This is a genomic window from Bacillus thuringiensis (genome assembly GCF_001455345.1).
GTDB classification, from domain to species: Bacteria; Bacillota; Bacilli; order Bacillales; family Bacillaceae_G; genus Bacillus_A; species Bacillus_A thuringiensis_N.
In genome coordinates, this window is sequence record NZ_CP013274.1 from 1,620,175 (window position 1) to 1,635,270 (window position 15,096).

Here is a 15,096-nt window from a genome sequence, read left to right on the forward strand (position 1 = left end):
GGATTGTCATGAGTGGCGAAAAATTAAGCCAAGAGCAAATTGATGCCCTGCTGAAGGCGGTAAATGAAGGCGAGGAAATGCCAGCTTTCGCACAAGAAGCAGGAAAGCAAGAGAAATTTCAAGAGTATGATTTTAATAGACCGGAGAAGTTCGGTGTTGAGCATTTACGTAGCTTGCAAGCAATTGCTTCTACATTTGGTAAACAGACGTCACAGACGTTGTCAGCGCGTATGCGTATTCCGATTGAGCTAGAGCCTTCAACGGTTGAGCAAGTTCCATTTACGAGTGAGTATGTGGAGAAAATGCCGAAAGATTACTATTTATATTGCGTTATTGATCTTGGCCTTCCAGAGCTTGGAGAAATTGTCATTGAAATTGATTTAGCGTTCGTTATTTATATTCATGAATGTTGGCTTGGCGGAGATAGTAAGCGTAACTTTACGATGCGCAGACCACTTACCGCATTTGAGTTTTTAACACTGGATAATATTTTTATGCTCCTTTGTAAAAATTTAGAGCAATCATTTGAAAGCGTTGTTGCGATTGAACCAAAATTTGTAACGACGGAGACAGACCCGAATGCATTAAAGATTACGACAGCAAGCGATATTATTTCATTATTGAATGTAAATATGAAAACAGAGTTTTGGAATACGACGGTGCGCATCGGAATTCCGTTCTTATCTGTTGAAGAAATTATGGATAAGTTAACATCTGAAAATATTGTTGAACATTCTTCAGATAAACGTAAGAAGTATACGTCTGAAGTGGAAGTGAAAGTAAATCAAGTGTACAAACCTGTTCACGTTGCAATTGGTGAGCAGAAGATGACAATGGGCGAGATTGAACAAATTGAAGAAGGCGATATTATTCCGCTCCATACGAAAGTTTCGGATGAATTACTTGGTTATGTAGATGGAAAGCATAAATTTAATTGTTTTATTGGAAAAGATGGAACGCGTAAGGCGCTCTTATTTAAAAGTTTTGTAGAGTAGGAGGATCCATATGAAGCATGAAGTATCTCCTGTGTCATTAATGGGATTAGAAGATTTTGCAGGAAAGCGAAATGAAGCAAGTAAAGCACATATTGATACTGTTTCAGATATTTCGATTGAACTTGGTGTAAAGCTTGGAAAGGCATCTATTACGCTTGGTGACGTGAAGCAATTAAAAGTTGGCGATGTTCTTGAAGTAGAGAAAAACTTAGGACATAAAGTAGATGTATATTTAAGTAATATGAAAGTCGGCATCGGGGAAGCGATCGTAATGGACGAGAAGTTCGGTATTATTATTTCTGAAATTGAAGCTGACAAGAAGCAAGCTGCGCTTATGAAAGCGCAAAGTCAAATGCAAGATAAAGAGTAGAGGAGGAGTCATATGTCGTATATGACGACCTTATTTCAAGTCGTTTTACTGTTTGGTGCGCTCGGCTACGGTGCATATTATATGACGAAAAAGACGCGCAAGCAGCAGTTTTTTAAACAAGGTGAAAATGGCCATATTCAAGTGAAAGACGGTGTGTATTTAAATCATCAAACGAGCGCCTTTTTATTTGAAGTAGATGGCAAACAAGTGTTCACTGTTATTAGTAATAACGGTGTACAGTCTGTGCAATTAACAGGAACAGGAAATCAGTTTCAACAAGCGCTAGAAGACGCGGTGAAGAGTGAAACGAAAAAAGTAGAGGATCCATCATGAGAATAAAGAAACAGTTATCATTATTAGCCGTTATTTTCGTATTTTCTATCGTTTTTTCAATTATTTTTGTAAATCCAGCGTATGCAGCCCAAAACGGTTTTATTAATTTCGAAAATGGAAAAGAGTTTACGAGTAACTCAAGTGTACAGTTATTTGCGCTCGTTACCCTTTTATCATTATCTTCATCTATCGTTCTATTATTTACACATTTTACTTATTTTATGATCGTTCTTGGGATTACACGTCAAGGACTTGGGGTAATGAATTTACCACCGAACCAAGTACTTGTTGGACTTGCCTTATTTTTATCACTCTTTACGATGCAGCCTGTTCTTGGGCAGCTAAAGAGCGATGTGTGGGATCCGATGACAAAAGAGAAAATAACAGTAAGTCAAGCTGCGGAAACAACAGCGCCGATTATGAAAGAGTATATGTCAAAGCATACGTATAAGCATGATTTAAAAATGATGCTGAAAGTGCGCGGAGAAGAGTTGCCGAAAGATTTAAAGGATCTATCCTTATTTACGCTCGTACCATCCTTTACGTTAACGCAAATTCAAAAGGGATTGTTAACAGGGATGTTCATTTATTTAGCGTTTGTATTTATAGATTTGATTATTAGTACACTGTTAATGTACCTCGGGATGATGATGGTACCGCCGATGATTTTAAGTTTACCATTTAAAATACTCGTTTTCGTATATTTAGGTGGATATACAAAAATCGTCGACATTATGTTTAAAACGGTCGCCTGAAGCGTTTGATGCTATGTGATAGGAGTCATATAAATGAATACGTCACCAATTATAGATATTTTTCAAACCTTTTTTTATAAAGGGGTTATGATTTTAATGCCGGTTGCCGGCGTTAGTATGATTGTCGTTATTATCATCGCTGTCATTATGGCGATGATGCAAATTCAAGAACAAACGCTGACGTTTTTACCGAAAATGGCGAGTATTGTACTCGTTATTATCATTTTAGGTCCGTGGATGTTTCAAGAATTAACGACACTTATTTTAGATTTATTTGATAAAATTCCATCGCTATTGCGTTCGTATTAAGATAGGTGGACTGAAATGAATATGGAATTATGGGCGGCGACGTTTTTTGCGTTTTGCCGCATTACTTCATTTTTATATTTTTTACCGTTTTTCTCAGGTCGATCCATTCCAGCAATGGCGAAGGTTACATTTGGACTTGCTCTTTCGATTACAGTTGCCGATCAAGTGGATGTCTCGCACATAAAGACAGTTTGGGACGTTGCAGCTTATGCTGGTACGCAAATTGTAATTGGATTATCACTTTCAAAAATTGTAGAAATGCTGTGGAATATACCGAAAATGGCTGGGCATATTTTAGACTTTGATATCGGTTTATCACAAGCAAGTTTGTTTGATGTAAATGCAGGTTCACAGTCTACTTTACTATCAACTATTTTTGATATATTTTTTCTCATTATTTTTATTTCACTTGGCGGTATTAATTATTTCGTTGCCACGATTTTAAAGTCGTTTCAATATACAGAGGCGATTTCAAAATTGCTGACGACTAGTTTTCTAGATAGTCTACTCGCAACGTTATTATTTGCGATCACATCAGCGGTTGAAATTGCTCTTCCGCTCATGGGAAGTTTGTTCATCATTAACTTTGTTTTAATTTTAATCGCAAAAAACGCTCCGCAATTAAACGTTTTTATGAATGCATACGTTATTAAAATTACGTGTGGTATTTTGTTTATTGCGATGAGTGTACCGATGCTCGGTTATGTGTTTAAAAATATGACGGACGTATTGCTTGAGGAATATACGAAACTATTTAACTTTTTCTTAACGAAGTAGGGGGACGCGCATGGCAAAGGATAATAAAACAGAAAAGGCCACCCCGCAGAAGCGTAAGAAATCGCGTGAAGAAGGGAATATTGCCCGGAGTAAAGATTTAAATAATTTATTTTCCATTCTTGTATTAGCAGTTGTCGTTTACTTTTTCGGAGATTGGCTAGGGTTTGAGATTGCCAATTCTGTATCGGTGCTGTTTGATCAAATTGGAAAAAATACAGATTCGACCGAGTATTTTTATTTAATGGGGATTTTACTACTAAAAGTATCAGCTCCGATATTAATACTCGTATACGCTTTTCATTTATTCAATTATATGATTCAAGTTGGTTTCTTATTTTCTTCTAAAGTTATTAAGCCGAAAGCATCGCGTATTAATCCAAAAAACTATTTTACGAGATTGTTTAGTCGTAAAAGTTTAGTAGATATTTTGAAATCACTGTTTTATATGGGATTAATCGGTTACGTTGCTTACGTTCTCTTTAAAAAGAATTTAGAGAAAATCGTGAGTATGATTGGATTTAACTGGACTGCGTCACTTACTGAAATCATTAGGCAAATTAAATTTATCTTCTTAGCTATTTTAATTATATTAATTGTTCTTTCTATTATTGATTTCATTTATCAAAAGTGGGAGTACGAACAAGATATTAAGATGAAAAAAGAAGAAGTAAAACAAGAGCATAAAGATAATGAAGGGGACCCGCAAGTAAAGGGGAAACGAAAAAACTTTATGCACGCCATATTGCAAGGAACAATTGCTAAGAAGATGGATGGTGCAACGTTTATTGTAAACAACCCGACTCATATTTCGGTCGTACTTCGGTACAATAAACACGTTGATGCAGCACCAATTGTCGTTGCAAAAGGGGAAGATGAGCTCGCATTATATATACGAACGCTTGCCCGTGAACAAGAAATACCAATGGTGGAAAACCGTCCGCTTGCTCGTTCTTTATATTATCAAGTCGAGGAAGATGAGACGATTCCAGAAGATTTATACGTAGCTGTAATTGAAGTTATGCGCTATTTAATTCAAACGAATGAACTTGAAGTATAATAGCGCGTTTGGAGGAGATCTCTTTGTTTAAGATAGATTCTGCAAGAACCTATTTTTCTATCTTTTTAGCAGCGTCATTCGTAGTGGCGCTCTTAATTCCACTTCCACCATTTATACTTGATATCATTATCGTTTTTCTACTAAGTATGTCAGTGCTTATTTATATGCGAGCGACAAGTATTAACGAGTGGGATGAATTAAAGTCATTTCCAACGATGTTGTTATTAATCGGGATTTTCCGCGTGTCGATTAACGTATCGACGACGCGAGCGATTTTGACAGACGGAAATGCCGGTCATGTTATTGAAGAGTTCGGCCAGTTCGTAATTGGCGGGAACTTATTAATTGGTATCGTTATTTTTACAGTATTAATCATATTCCAGTTTATCGTTGCAAACGGTGCATCTCGTACAGCTGAAGTTGCAGCACGTTTTACACTTGATTCTTTACCAGGGAAACAAATGTCTATCGATGCTGATTTAAATCAGCGCATTATTTCAGAAAAAGATGCACAGGCAAAACGAAAAAAATTAAATATGGAAACAGAGTTTTACGGGGCGATGGATGGTGCTGGGAAGTTCATTAAAGGGGACGTTATTTTCGGTATCGTTATTTTATTCGTAAACATTATTTTCGGTTTAATTGTCGGCATGATGCAGCAGGGCATGAGTTTTGCTGAAGCAGCTATTCACTATACACAGTTAACTGTTGGTGATGGAATCGTAAACCAAATTGGATCGCTTATGCTTGCGATTTCAACAGGTATTATCGTAACGCGTGTATTTGATGGTTCACCGGATACAGTAACAGAAGGTATCTTTAAAGAGTTATTAGCGCATGAAGTTGTTGTATATGCACTTGGTGGTTTATTTATCGCAATGGGTATATTTACGCCACTACCATTTCTACCATTCGCACTCGTTGGTGGAACAATTATCTTCTTAGGAATTCGTAATAAAAACCGAATAAAGAAAGAAAAAGAAGACGAGCTTCAAAAAGAAATAGAAATGATTCAAGGCGAAGATGAGCAACTGCAACAAGTGGAAGATTCATTCGGAGTATTTACAGATAAATATCCAATTATTGTAGAACTCGGCTTAGATTTAGCTGCACTTGTAAAGCAGAAAATTAACGGGGAAACAGCTCGTGATAAAGTTGTTCTGATGAGGAAGTCGATTATTACCGACCTTGGTATTAACGTTCCTGGAATTAACTTTAAAGATAATACGAGTTTTAGACCACGCGGACGTTACATTATTCGTATTAAAGGTGCGAAGGCAGCTGAAGGTGTTTTAAAATCAGGTTACTTATTAGCACTGAAAACACCGAATGTAATGGCCGATTTAGATGCAGAACCAGCGAAAGATCCGATTTTCGGTGAAGATGGATATTGGATTTTAGAGCATATGGTACAAGATGCACAAATGAAAGGCTATCAAGTATTAGAGCCACTTAGCATATTAATTACGCATTTAGATGTTGTCGTTAGACGTAATCTTCATGAGTTAATTCAGCGTCAACATGTAAAAGACTTAATTAACTCACTTGAAAATGATAATGGCGTTTTATTAGAAGAAATTAAGAAGAAAGAAATCGATTTATCACTCGTTCAAAATGTTATTAAACAACTGCTAAAAGAAGGTATTTCTATTCGCGATTTACCAACCATTATCGAAGGTATTATTGATGGAAAAGAAATTTATCAAAATCATGTTGACGGTGTTACGTCATTCGTCCGTGAATGTATTTCAAAAGTTATTTGTGAAAATGCGAAAAATCCTGACGGTAAAATTTATGCAGCGCTTTTCTCTGATTCAATCGAGTTAGATGCGGACGTTGTGAACAATTCTTATCAAGGTTACTTATTAAACTGGGATTTAGATTTAGAAACACGTGTTGTTGAGCAAGTACAGCGTGTCTTTAAACAAGCTCGTTTAATGGGAAGAGAGCCAGTGTTATTAACGCGTAGAAAAGATTTCAGATTTGCGATTGTAAGACTTCTTGAGCGTTATCAAGTAGAAGCACAAGTGCTTTGTATTAGCGAATTAGCACCAGAAATTGTTGTAGATCAAATTGCCTATATTGAATAGTAGGGGGTGAAGTAATGGAAAGTACAGAAAAGAAAGAAGCGTTAATGCGAATAAAAGCAGCTTCGAAAAATGAATTGTATCGAAAGTTATTTGACCAATATGGTACAGATTATTATTACGTTGTCGATGAAAGTGTAAAACGAAATATCCCGTTTTTTTGGAAAAAGAATTATGAAATGTTAGTTGCTTTTCCAGAGGATGAACAGGAAGAAGTGAACGAAGGCGCAGCCCAATTTCATGAACAATTAATGGATGTTGTGAATGACCATTCAGAACAAATTATGAAGGCGAATGGAATTCAAACGGTACTGCACAATTTAGAAAACGTGACGACCCCTATGTCATATTCGGCGATGCAAACAGGAAATAGTGAAGAATGGGCAAGAAAGAAAGAGAAACTATTAAAGTTGTTTGAAAAAGGAATCGTCGTTGTGAAACAGACGGAAGAAACGAAAGTAACGAAAAAGAAAAAACCTGTGAAGAAAGTCGTTCCTGTCAAGAAAGAAGAAGTAGTTGTAAAAAAAGAAAAGCAAGAATCTGTACCATTTATTATTCAAAAAGTAATTCGTATGCTAGAGCAAAACGATGTAGAACAATACTTCATTCATGCATATGCTGAAAAGTTAAAAGTGAAGTTTGAGAATGCAACGATGATTACAGAAGAAGAAGTGATCGAATATATATTGGAAGATATGAGATCTCATTTCAACACGGAAAACGTATTTGAAAAAGAAGTACAAACAATTGCATTAATCGGTCCAACTGGTGTTGGAAAAACGACGACACTTGCGAAAATGGCATGGCAGTTTCACGGTAAGAAAAAAACGGTTGGTTTTATTACGACAGACCATTCACGAATTGGGACAGTGCAGCAGCTGCAAGATTACGTAAAGACAATTGGATTTGAAGTAATCGCTGTACGTGATGAAGCTGCAATGACAAGAGCGCTTACGTATTTTAAAGAAGAAGCTCGCGTCGATTATATTTTAATTGATACAGCTGGGAAAAATTATCGTGCGTCAGAAACTGTGGAAGAAATGATTGAAACGATGGGACAAGTAGAGCCAGATTATATTTGTTTAACGTTATCGGCTTCGATGAAAAGTAAAGACATGATCGAAATCATTACAAACTTTAAAGATATTCATATTGATGGTATCGTATTTACGAAATTTGATGAAACAGCAAGTAGTGGTGAATTATTGAAAATTCCAGCAGTATCATCAGCTCCCATTGTATTAATGACAGACGGACAAGACGTAAAGAAAAACATACATATCGCTACAGCGGAACATTTAGCGAAACAAATGTTGCAAACATCATAGAAAAGAGGTGAAGGATAAGGCAACTGCCTTATTCAAACGAGTATGAACGGTCTTTATATAGGTTCTATGGGGATGATGAATTACATGCAGCGTATTAATGTTCATTCGAATAACGTTGCTAATGCTCAAACGACAGGATTTAAAGCAGAAAATATGACTTCTAAAGTATTTGATGTACAAGACACATATCGCCGCGGAGATGGTGCTGTGACAAATATCGGTTCGGTCGATTATGCTGTAGTACCAGCTGCGACGCATGTGAACTTAGTACAAGGAAATATACAAATGACAAATAGTGCTACAGATTTCCTTTTAGATGATGGAACTGCTGGCACAGCTTCGTTTTTCGTTACATCTAAAAATAATGAGACGTTTTTAACGAGAGACGGTAGTTTTATATTAAATAGTGATCGTTATTTGCAAACAACTTCAGGTGCTTTCGTAATGGGAGAGAATAATGAACGTATTCGTATTCCAGAAGGAGCAAAGGTAGCGGTACAAGCAGACGGTACGTTATATGATGCAGTGACGCAAAATAATATTGCTCGCCTGCAAACAAAAACAGTAGGTGCAGAAGCGAATAATCGTCTTGTACAAAGAGAGAACAAAAGCTTTACTCTAGCAGAAGGGAACATTGCTGATTTACCGAACGGAGTAGGGACAGTAAAAAATTATATGCTAGAAAATTCAAATGTAGATATGACGAAAGAGATGGCTGATCTTATGACGGATCAAAAAATGATTTCAGCGTCACAACGCGTTATGACTTCATTTGATAAAATTTATGAAAAAGAAGCCAATGAAATATTGAGATAAGAGACTCCTAATAAAGGAGTCTCTTATTAATCTTAAATTTCAGAATTATCAATTGACTTCGTGGAGCTTCTTTTTTATATTAGTAGGTATAACTATAACTACTAAAGAGGTGAGAGTATGACAAAGGCATTATATTTAGAAGATGCATACAAAACGAGTTGTGAAACACAAGTGATAAAAGTAGAAGGGAATAAAGTATTTGTAAAAGAAACAGTTTTTTATCCAACTGGTGGGGGGCAGGAATGTGATACGGGTGTCATTGTACAAGATGGGTCTGTATTTGAAGTTGAAAAAGTAAAAAAGGAGCAGGGAGGAATAGTTCACTATATAAAAGATGGAGCACAAGTAAAATTAGGTCCTGTTAAATTAGAGATTAATTGGGAAAGACGTCATAATTTAATGCGTCATCATTCTTTACTGCATCTTATCGGAGCTGTCGTTTATGAAAAGTATGGAGCTCTATGCACTGGAAATCAAATTTATCCTGACAAAGCACGTATCGATTTTAATGAGTTACAAGAGTTATCGAGCGTGGAAGTAGAAGGAATTGTTAAGGAAGTGAATAAACTTATTGAACAAAATAAAGAAATTTCTACTCGTTATATGAGCCGCGAAGAAGCAGAAAATGCTGTAGGAATGATTAAAACAGCAATAAACCTCCTGCCAACTACTATCCAAGAAATCCGTATTGTTACAATTGAAAATTTAGACGAACAAGCTTGTGGAGGCACACATGTGAAAAATACGAGTGAAATAGGAACACTTGTTATTGATAAAGTAAAAAGTAAAGGGAAGCAAAATCGTCGTTTTGAAGTTAGAGCGATTTAGATTGTGAGGGGTTACCGATGGATGAAATTATAAAGGAATTACAAAAGTTAGGTTTTTCCCAGTACGAGTGTAAAGCGTATATTGGCCTATTAAAACATTCCCCAGTAACTGGTTATGAAGTGAGTAAACAAACAGGGGTACCTCGTTCGATGATTTATGAGGTGCTCGGTAAGTTAATGGATAAAGGAGCGGTACATATTGTACCTTCTGAACCAGTTAAATATGTACCAGTACCAGCTACCGAATTAATGAATCGAATGCGAAAAGACTTTGAAAAGTCCTTTGAATTTTTAGATGAGAAATTAAATGGTTTAGAACAAGAGCGACAAATAGATGTAATTTCGCATATTCGCTCAAATGATCGTGTTTTGAAAGAAATATGCAATATAATTAATAGAGCGAAGGAAGAGTTATGGATTTCTGTATGGGAAGATCAAGTGCATGAAATTGAGCCATACATTCATCAAAAGGAAGAGGAAGGTGTACATATATTTTCAATCTTATTTGGTGCTCCCAAAACAAAAATAGGCGCGACGTTTCACCATAATTATATGACGCCTCACGTTGTTGAAAAGAGAATGGGTGGTCATTTAACTGTAATCGCGCGTGACGGGGAAGAAGTATTAATTGCGAACTTCTCAAATGATAGCACTTCATGGGCTGTTACAACGTATGACCCAGCTCTAGTTCTCGTTGCTACAGAGTATGTGCGACACGATATTATGGTTGAAGAAATTACGAAGGAATTTGGAGCTGATAAGTTAGATACGTTGTGGCGTGAAAATATAGATTTAGTTCATGTCGTAACAGGAAAACGAACTTTAAAAGGAATGGAGGATGATAAGGATGAGTAAAGCTCAGGCACATGTAGCTTTGCAAAGCGATGATACATTTCAGCAAGGAGTAAAAGATTGTTTACCAACTGTATTTGGTTATTTAAGTATCGGTATAGCAGCTGGTGTAATTGCAAAAACAGCAGGTTTCTCCATCATTGAAATTGCGTTTATGTCCACTTTAATTTATGCAGGTTCTGCCCAATTTATATTAGCTGGTATGTACGCAGCTGGTGCTCCTGCTTCCGCAATTATTTTCACTGTATTTTTTGTTAACTTGCGCCACCTTCTTATGAGTGCTGCACTTGCGCCGTACTTTACGAAACTGCCTCTATTTAAAAACTTACTAATTGGTTCGCAAATTACAGATGAAACGTTCGGTGTTGCAGTACAGCATGCAGCGCAAAAAGGATATTTAGGCGAAAGATGGATGATTGGGCTAAATGTAACGGCTTATTTAAACTGGATTCTTGCTACTATTATCGGCGGGCTGTTTGGTGAGTGGATACCAGATCCGCATACGTACGGCATGGATTATGCATTACCAGCAATGTTTATCGGGTTATTTGTACTTCAGCTCATAAGTAGTAAACCGAAACTAGCAATTCATCTTATTGTTGCAATTGTAGCGATTATAATTGCGTACGTTTCACACTTATTTATGCCAGATAGTATAGCGGTTATTATCGCAACCTTACTAGCTGCGACGATTGGAGTGGTGATTGAAAAATGGAAATGAGATTAGACGTAATATTACTTTTACTAGCAGCAGGAGCTGTTACACTCGTGCCACGTATTTTACCTCTACTCGTATTTAGCAAGCTACAAATTCCAGAATGGGGTTTAAAATGGTTAAATTACATACCAATTGCGATATTGGCAGCACTTTTAGCACAAGTATTATTTATGCATGAGACGATGCAGTGGGATTACTTGATTGCAGCAATTCCAACATTTCTTGTAGCGATATATACTCGTAGTTTATTAGGTACAGTATTAACAGGAGTGATTGTGATTATTTTGTTACGTTTCTTTTTCTAAAAAGGATTACGCTCATATAATAGCGAAAGGTGTAATAACATGAAAAATATAGGGGTGGTGTTATGATACTTTTAACGATAGGAGCAATTTTGTTAACGTTGTTTATTTTCTTTATTATCGGCTTCATTACGTTTATGATGTTTGTTGATAAGGCGACACCTCAAATTTATTACTCACCTTGTGAATCAGTGACAGTGAAATCTAAAGGTAAAAATAGAAGGAAGAAAAGTTGAATGTTGGCTTTTCTTCCTTTTTTACTATTTGGGTGTATACTGCTTATGCCTAAATTTTATAATTCCATGTATAATACAATATAAAAAGATTGAGAGATGTTCCAAAGATAGCTGAGTAACTATTTTTGGAACATCCATTTTTGTCCGCAGTTCGTAAATACGTGTGTTTGTACTAATTTTAAAGACCAAATTATATAGAACGGTCGTTCGTTTCATAAATATATCTTAAAAAGGAATTCAATTTAATATCAAACTTGTGTATAAATGCTCTATACACAAGGGTAAAACCCTTTGATATACCGTATCCTAAAATTACACCCATACAATTAAATATTACATCGTTTATATCGACATATCGAAAAGTGAATCCGGCATAAAGTGCTGATAAAAGTTGTAAAGTTTCTAATAAGACTCCTAATACAATTCCTAATAAAACAACCTGTTTAAAATTCGTCTTTTTTATATAAGGAAAACCAAAGCCAAAAGGAATTGTTAGTAGTATATTAAGTATTGATGTTGTTATAGCAAAATGGTCCGTGTTAAATGGTATAAAATTAGCATCTCTCCATACATTTTGTCCAATTTCTTTTTTCATATTTTCATCTATAATAATTGGGAATTGGGTATAATTAAATACTACACAAAGATACAAATAAAATATTGAAAAAAATAGTAAGTACATGCTTCTCTTTTTTAGGTGTAACTTAAAAAAGAGAAGTAAAAATAACAACATAATAAACGCTCCAATAAGAATAAAACCATCAAAGTCAATTAGCATGTGTAAAACCCTCATATTTTTATATTTAAACTATGATGTCTAATAATAGACATCATAGTTTAGTGGTAATATTTTAATTAGATATTTTCCCATTCCCTCGTATATTTTGTCCATCGTCATTTGTTTTCCAAATAAATAAGTAGTATTCATTTGAATTTTTATCAACATTATATGCACCAGAGAAAGATCTATTTATGCCACCATTAACAGTTCCATAACTAGGATCCGAACCCCATGCAGATCTATATAGAGTATAATTTACATCGTAAGGCCCCACAGCTCCTCCATCAGTAGAATATACATATGCACTCCCATTGATATATACACTACCTTTAGAAAGTGTGTGAAATTGTTTGTTTTTACTACCATCTACCACTCGGTGATCCATTTCAAAACTGTAACTACTAGATGCTGCTAATGTTGGTATAGCGAAACATGTTAGTAAGGTTAAAGCAGTGATAATAGAAAAAATTTTTGTTTTCATATGTTTCTCCCCTATTAATTTATTATTGAGAGGCCTTCTCAATAAAGAGAATAATCTATTTAATTGAACACGTAAATAATAAAGTATAAAGATTAATAATTTTTTACATTGGTTTTACGATTATTAAGAAAATGCCATATAGTTTCAATTTGTTTAAAAGAAGAGAGTTTAATTGTTAAAAATAATTAGAAAATTAATTAGAATCGGTATGATTATACGACTTCAAAATTATATTGAGGAGAATGAAGAGGCCGGACAGTTCTTTAGCACCATGGATGTAATAATCACATAAAGATTAAGAGGAAATTAAAAGACCCAAACTTGATATTATACCAAGTTCAGGTCAAAGCTGTTAATGGAAGAAAGTAATTAGGTCTTTACTCCCATTTCATAGCTACATCCCCGAAAGAAGTAAAAAAAACAGCCCAAATAAAAAACTAATAAAGGAAAGAAAACCGATACATATGGAGAACACACGATTGTTTCTCCATTCGCGCCAGAAAGTGATAAAACCTAAAATACAAAGGAAAAACCAAATGGGCAGGAATAGAAACTCGCTAATTTTCTCAGGGAGTAACGTATAAAAAGATGTTAAATATAAAATCCAATTTGTAAAAAATAAAATGTAAACGATAATAGATTGTAAGTAGGGACGTTTGGAAAACTCCCCCTTTTTTACAGTTGCTAAAATAATAGTTAGCGCTGAGAAAAAGGCAATGAATATGAAAATAAGTAAGAGTAATGTAAGCGTCATTTAACTCTCCTTTATAAGAGTGTTTTTACAAGAAACGAATCTATTAAATTGTATGCTTGTTTTGTAGAGTGCACGTTATATTTTTCAGTATACGGATTTAGAAAACCATGTTCACCGTGTAGTTGTTGTATTTCTAATAAAGGATTCTTTTGTTGCTGCAATGTTTGGATTAAAGAGGATACTGAAAAACTAGCTTCTTTTTCAGGGAATATAAGTAAGGTAGCGCATGTAGGCTTCATGTGAATATAGTCGCGTATACGAGAGCCGTAACATCCGATAATAAAATCTATTTTCGAATTGTTACTACATAGCCATGAGATGGTAGCTCCAACGCTAAAGCCGATAAGTCCAATATGTGTATAATTACTTGAAAGAGTATGGATGAATTCTTCAATTTGGTGTTTCCCATCATCAAATCCAATATGATTTACAAAATGTTCATATGCTTTTTCCTCATCACGATAATGAAATGCGTGTTGTGATTGTAGAAGATTAGGACAGAATACATCTATATGAGATGAAGTGAAGTGGTGGGTAACGTGATGCATATGGTCGTTCACACCATATATTTCATGAACAATAACGAGAGCTAATTTTTTCTTCATAGTTATAAAGTACCTCTATGAAACTTAAATTCTTGCTCAACAAGGCAGATACGTAGGTGGAAGTTTTCATACCATTGCTCACGACCTCTTTTTTTCGCTTCTTTATGTAAGGCGTTCCGTTTCCAATTTTCAATTGCCTCAAGTGATTCCCAATAAGAAATTGTGATTCCGAGTCCCGAATTACCGCGTGCACTTTCTACACCTAGAAATCCAGATTGCTGCTTTGCGAGTTCCTCCATTTTGTCGGCAACGCTACTATAATCTGTCGTATCATTTGATAAATGGGAAGTGAATATAACTGCATAATAAGACTTGTTTTTTTCTAAATTAGATGCCATTATTTTTCCTCCTTAATATATAGTGCGAATAATTCATTCATAGTTTGTATTTTAGCAGGTTAAAAAGAGAAAAGAAGTAGAAGATTCTTATTTTTCAGTTGTTGTAAAACAAGAGGTATAGAGAATTTATATGAAAGTAAGAAAAATACCACTTCAAAAGTCGAAGTGGTATTTTTTATATTTCCTCTAAGCTATTAACTGGAACAGTTAATTCGCGTTTTGGATTTGTTACTTCATATATGCGGGCGGTTTCGTTGCTTTCATCGACGTGTTGAATCATAACAGGCATGCCTTGAAAACTGACATTGGCTTCTTCAGATGACTCGGAAAGCTCTTTTGCACGTTGTATATTCATTTATATTCCTCCCATCATTA

Annotated in this window: 21 protein-coding genes; 15 read left to right on the forward strand and 6 right to left on the reverse strand. The window is 35.3% G+C overall.

Features of this window, described 5'->3' with window-relative positions; all coding sequences use genetic code 11:
• The first annotated feature begins 8 nt into the window (after positions 1 to 8).
• From fliM to ATN06_RS08725, 15 genes are all read left to right on the forward strand, one after another.
• A complete protein-coding gene (fliM, locus tag ATN06_RS08655) occupies positions 9 to 995 on the forward strand; it encodes a flagellar motor switch protein FliM (RefSeq protein ID WP_000012368.1) in 987 nt (328 codons plus the stop codon).
• Positions 996 to 1,005: 10 nt separating this feature from the next.
• Positions 1,006 to 1,365 (forward strand): flagellar motor switch protein FliN, encoded by a 360-nt coding sequence (gene fliN, locus ATN06_RS08660; RefSeq protein WP_000680012.1) that lies wholly within the window; start codon positions 1,006 to 1,008, stop codon positions 1,363 to 1,365.
• A gap of 12 nt (positions 1,366 to 1,377) precedes the next feature.
• Positions 1,378 to 1,698, forward strand: coding sequence for a hypothetical protein (locus ATN06_RS08665; protein WP_000121176.1), 321 nt, complete (start codon positions 1,378 to 1,380; stop codon positions 1,696 to 1,698).
• A complete protein-coding gene (locus ATN06_RS08670) occupies positions 1,695 to 2,453 on the forward strand; it encodes a flagellar type III secretion system pore protein FliP (RefSeq protein WP_001220586.1) in 759 nt (252 codons plus the stop codon). The genes ATN06_RS08665 and ATN06_RS08670 overlap by 4 nt, the downstream gene beginning before the upstream one ends.
• A gap of 33 nt (positions 2,454 to 2,486) precedes the next feature.
• Complete coding sequence (locus tag ATN06_RS08675) at positions 2,487 to 2,762, forward strand: flagellar biosynthetic protein FliQ (RefSeq protein WP_001098085.1); 276 nt, start codon at positions 2,487 to 2,489, stop codon at positions 2,760 to 2,762.
• 15 nt (positions 2,763 to 2,777) lie between these two features.
• On the forward strand, positions 2,778 to 3,539 hold the full coding sequence (locus ATN06_RS08680) for a flagellar biosynthetic protein FliR (RefSeq protein ID WP_001055697.1): 762 nt from the start codon (positions 2,778 to 2,780) through the stop codon (positions 3,537 to 3,539).
• Between the two features lie 10 nt (positions 3,540 to 3,549).
• On the forward strand, positions 3,550 to 4,596 hold the full coding sequence (flhB, locus tag ATN06_RS08685; protein WP_001971997.1) for a flagellar type III secretion system protein FlhB: 1,047 nt from the start codon (positions 3,550 to 3,552) through the stop codon (positions 4,594 to 4,596).
• 23 nt (positions 4,597 to 4,619) lie between these two features.
• The gene (flhA, locus tag ATN06_RS08690) at positions 4,620 to 6,686 is read left to right on the forward strand and encodes a flagellar biosynthesis protein FlhA (RefSeq protein ID WP_060630291.1); all 2,067 of its coding nucleotides are present in this window, start codon (positions 4,620 to 4,622) and stop codon (positions 6,684 to 6,686) included.
• Positions 6,687 to 6,700: 14 nt separating this feature from the next.
• Entirely contained in the window at positions 6,701 to 8,011 is a 1,311-nt protein-coding gene (gene flhF / locus ATN06_RS08695; RefSeq protein ID WP_060630292.1) for a flagellar biosynthesis GTPase FlhF, read from the forward strand.
• A gap of 42 nt (positions 8,012 to 8,053) precedes the next feature.
• Positions 8,054 to 8,827: a flagellar basal-body rod protein FlgG gene (locus ATN06_RS08700; protein WP_088115983.1), complete on the forward strand. Its 774-nt coding sequence runs from the start codon at positions 8,054 to 8,056 to the stop codon at positions 8,825 to 8,827.
• A 117-nt stretch (positions 8,828 to 8,944) separates the two neighbouring features.
• Positions 8,945 to 9,655 carry an alanyl-tRNA editing protein gene (locus ATN06_RS08705; RefSeq protein ID WP_060630293.1) on the forward strand — a complete coding sequence of 237 codons (711 nt, stop codon included), beginning with the start codon at positions 8,945 to 8,947 and terminating at the stop codon, positions 9,653 to 9,655.
• A gap of 17 nt (positions 9,656 to 9,672) precedes the next feature.
• A complete protein-coding gene (locus ATN06_RS08710; RefSeq protein ID WP_060630294.1) occupies positions 9,673 to 10,509 on the forward strand; it encodes a TrmB family transcriptional regulator in 837 nt (278 codons plus the stop codon).
• Positions 10,502 to 11,227, forward strand: coding sequence for an AzlC family ABC transporter permease (locus tag ATN06_RS08715; RefSeq protein ID WP_060630295.1), 726 nt, complete (start codon positions 10,502 to 10,504; stop codon positions 11,225 to 11,227). The genes ATN06_RS08710 and ATN06_RS08715 overlap by 8 nt, the downstream gene beginning before the upstream one ends.
• Positions 11,218 to 11,529, forward strand: a complete 312-nt coding sequence (locus ATN06_RS08720) for an AzlD domain-containing protein (protein ID WP_048527176.1) — start codon at positions 11,218 to 11,220, stop codon at positions 11,527 to 11,529. The genes ATN06_RS08715 and ATN06_RS08720 overlap by 10 nt, the downstream gene beginning before the upstream one ends.
• Positions 11,530 to 11,591: 62 nt before the next feature.
• On the forward strand, positions 11,592 to 11,762 hold the full coding sequence (locus ATN06_RS08725) for a DUF3951 domain-containing protein (RefSeq protein ID WP_060630296.1): 171 nt from the start codon (positions 11,592 to 11,594) through the stop codon (positions 11,760 to 11,762).
• A 190-nt stretch (positions 11,763 to 11,952) separates the two neighbouring features.
• Here ATN06_RS08725 and ATN06_RS08730 read toward each other — a convergent pair whose 3' ends face one another.
• The 6 genes from ATN06_RS08730 to ATN06_RS08755 form a co-directional block, all read right to left on the reverse strand.
• A complete protein-coding gene (locus ATN06_RS08730; protein WP_000904025.1) occupies positions 11,953 to 12,540 on the reverse strand; it encodes a VanZ family protein in 588 nt (195 codons plus the stop codon).
• 73 nt (positions 12,541 to 12,613) lie between these two features.
• Positions 12,614 to 13,024, reverse strand: a complete 411-nt coding sequence (locus ATN06_RS08735) for a hypothetical protein (RefSeq protein WP_060630297.1) — start codon at positions 13,022 to 13,024, stop codon at positions 12,614 to 12,616.
• A gap of 394 nt (positions 13,025 to 13,418) precedes the next feature.
• Positions 13,419 to 13,778 carry a hypothetical protein gene (locus ATN06_RS08740; protein WP_060630298.1) on the reverse strand — a complete coding sequence of 120 codons (360 nt, stop codon included), beginning with the start codon at positions 13,776 to 13,778 and terminating at the stop codon, positions 13,419 to 13,421.
• Positions 13,779 to 13,789: 11 nt separating this feature from the next.
• The gene (locus ATN06_RS08745; protein WP_060630299.1) at positions 13,790 to 14,383 is read right to left on the reverse strand and encodes a dienelactone hydrolase family protein; all 594 of its coding nucleotides are present in this window, start codon (positions 14,381 to 14,383) and stop codon (positions 13,790 to 13,792) included.
• Between the two features lie 2 nt (positions 14,384 to 14,385).
• On the reverse strand, positions 14,386 to 14,721 hold the full coding sequence (locus tag ATN06_RS08750; protein WP_060630300.1) for an antibiotic biosynthesis monooxygenase family protein: 336 nt from the start codon (positions 14,719 to 14,721) through the stop codon (positions 14,386 to 14,388).
• Between the two features lie 175 nt (positions 14,722 to 14,896).
• Positions 14,897 to 15,076: an H-type small acid-soluble spore protein gene (locus tag ATN06_RS08755; RefSeq protein WP_001025736.1), complete on the reverse strand. Its 180-nt coding sequence runs from the start codon at positions 15,074 to 15,076 to the stop codon at positions 14,897 to 14,899.
• Positions 15,077 to 15,096: the final 20 nt, after the last annotated feature.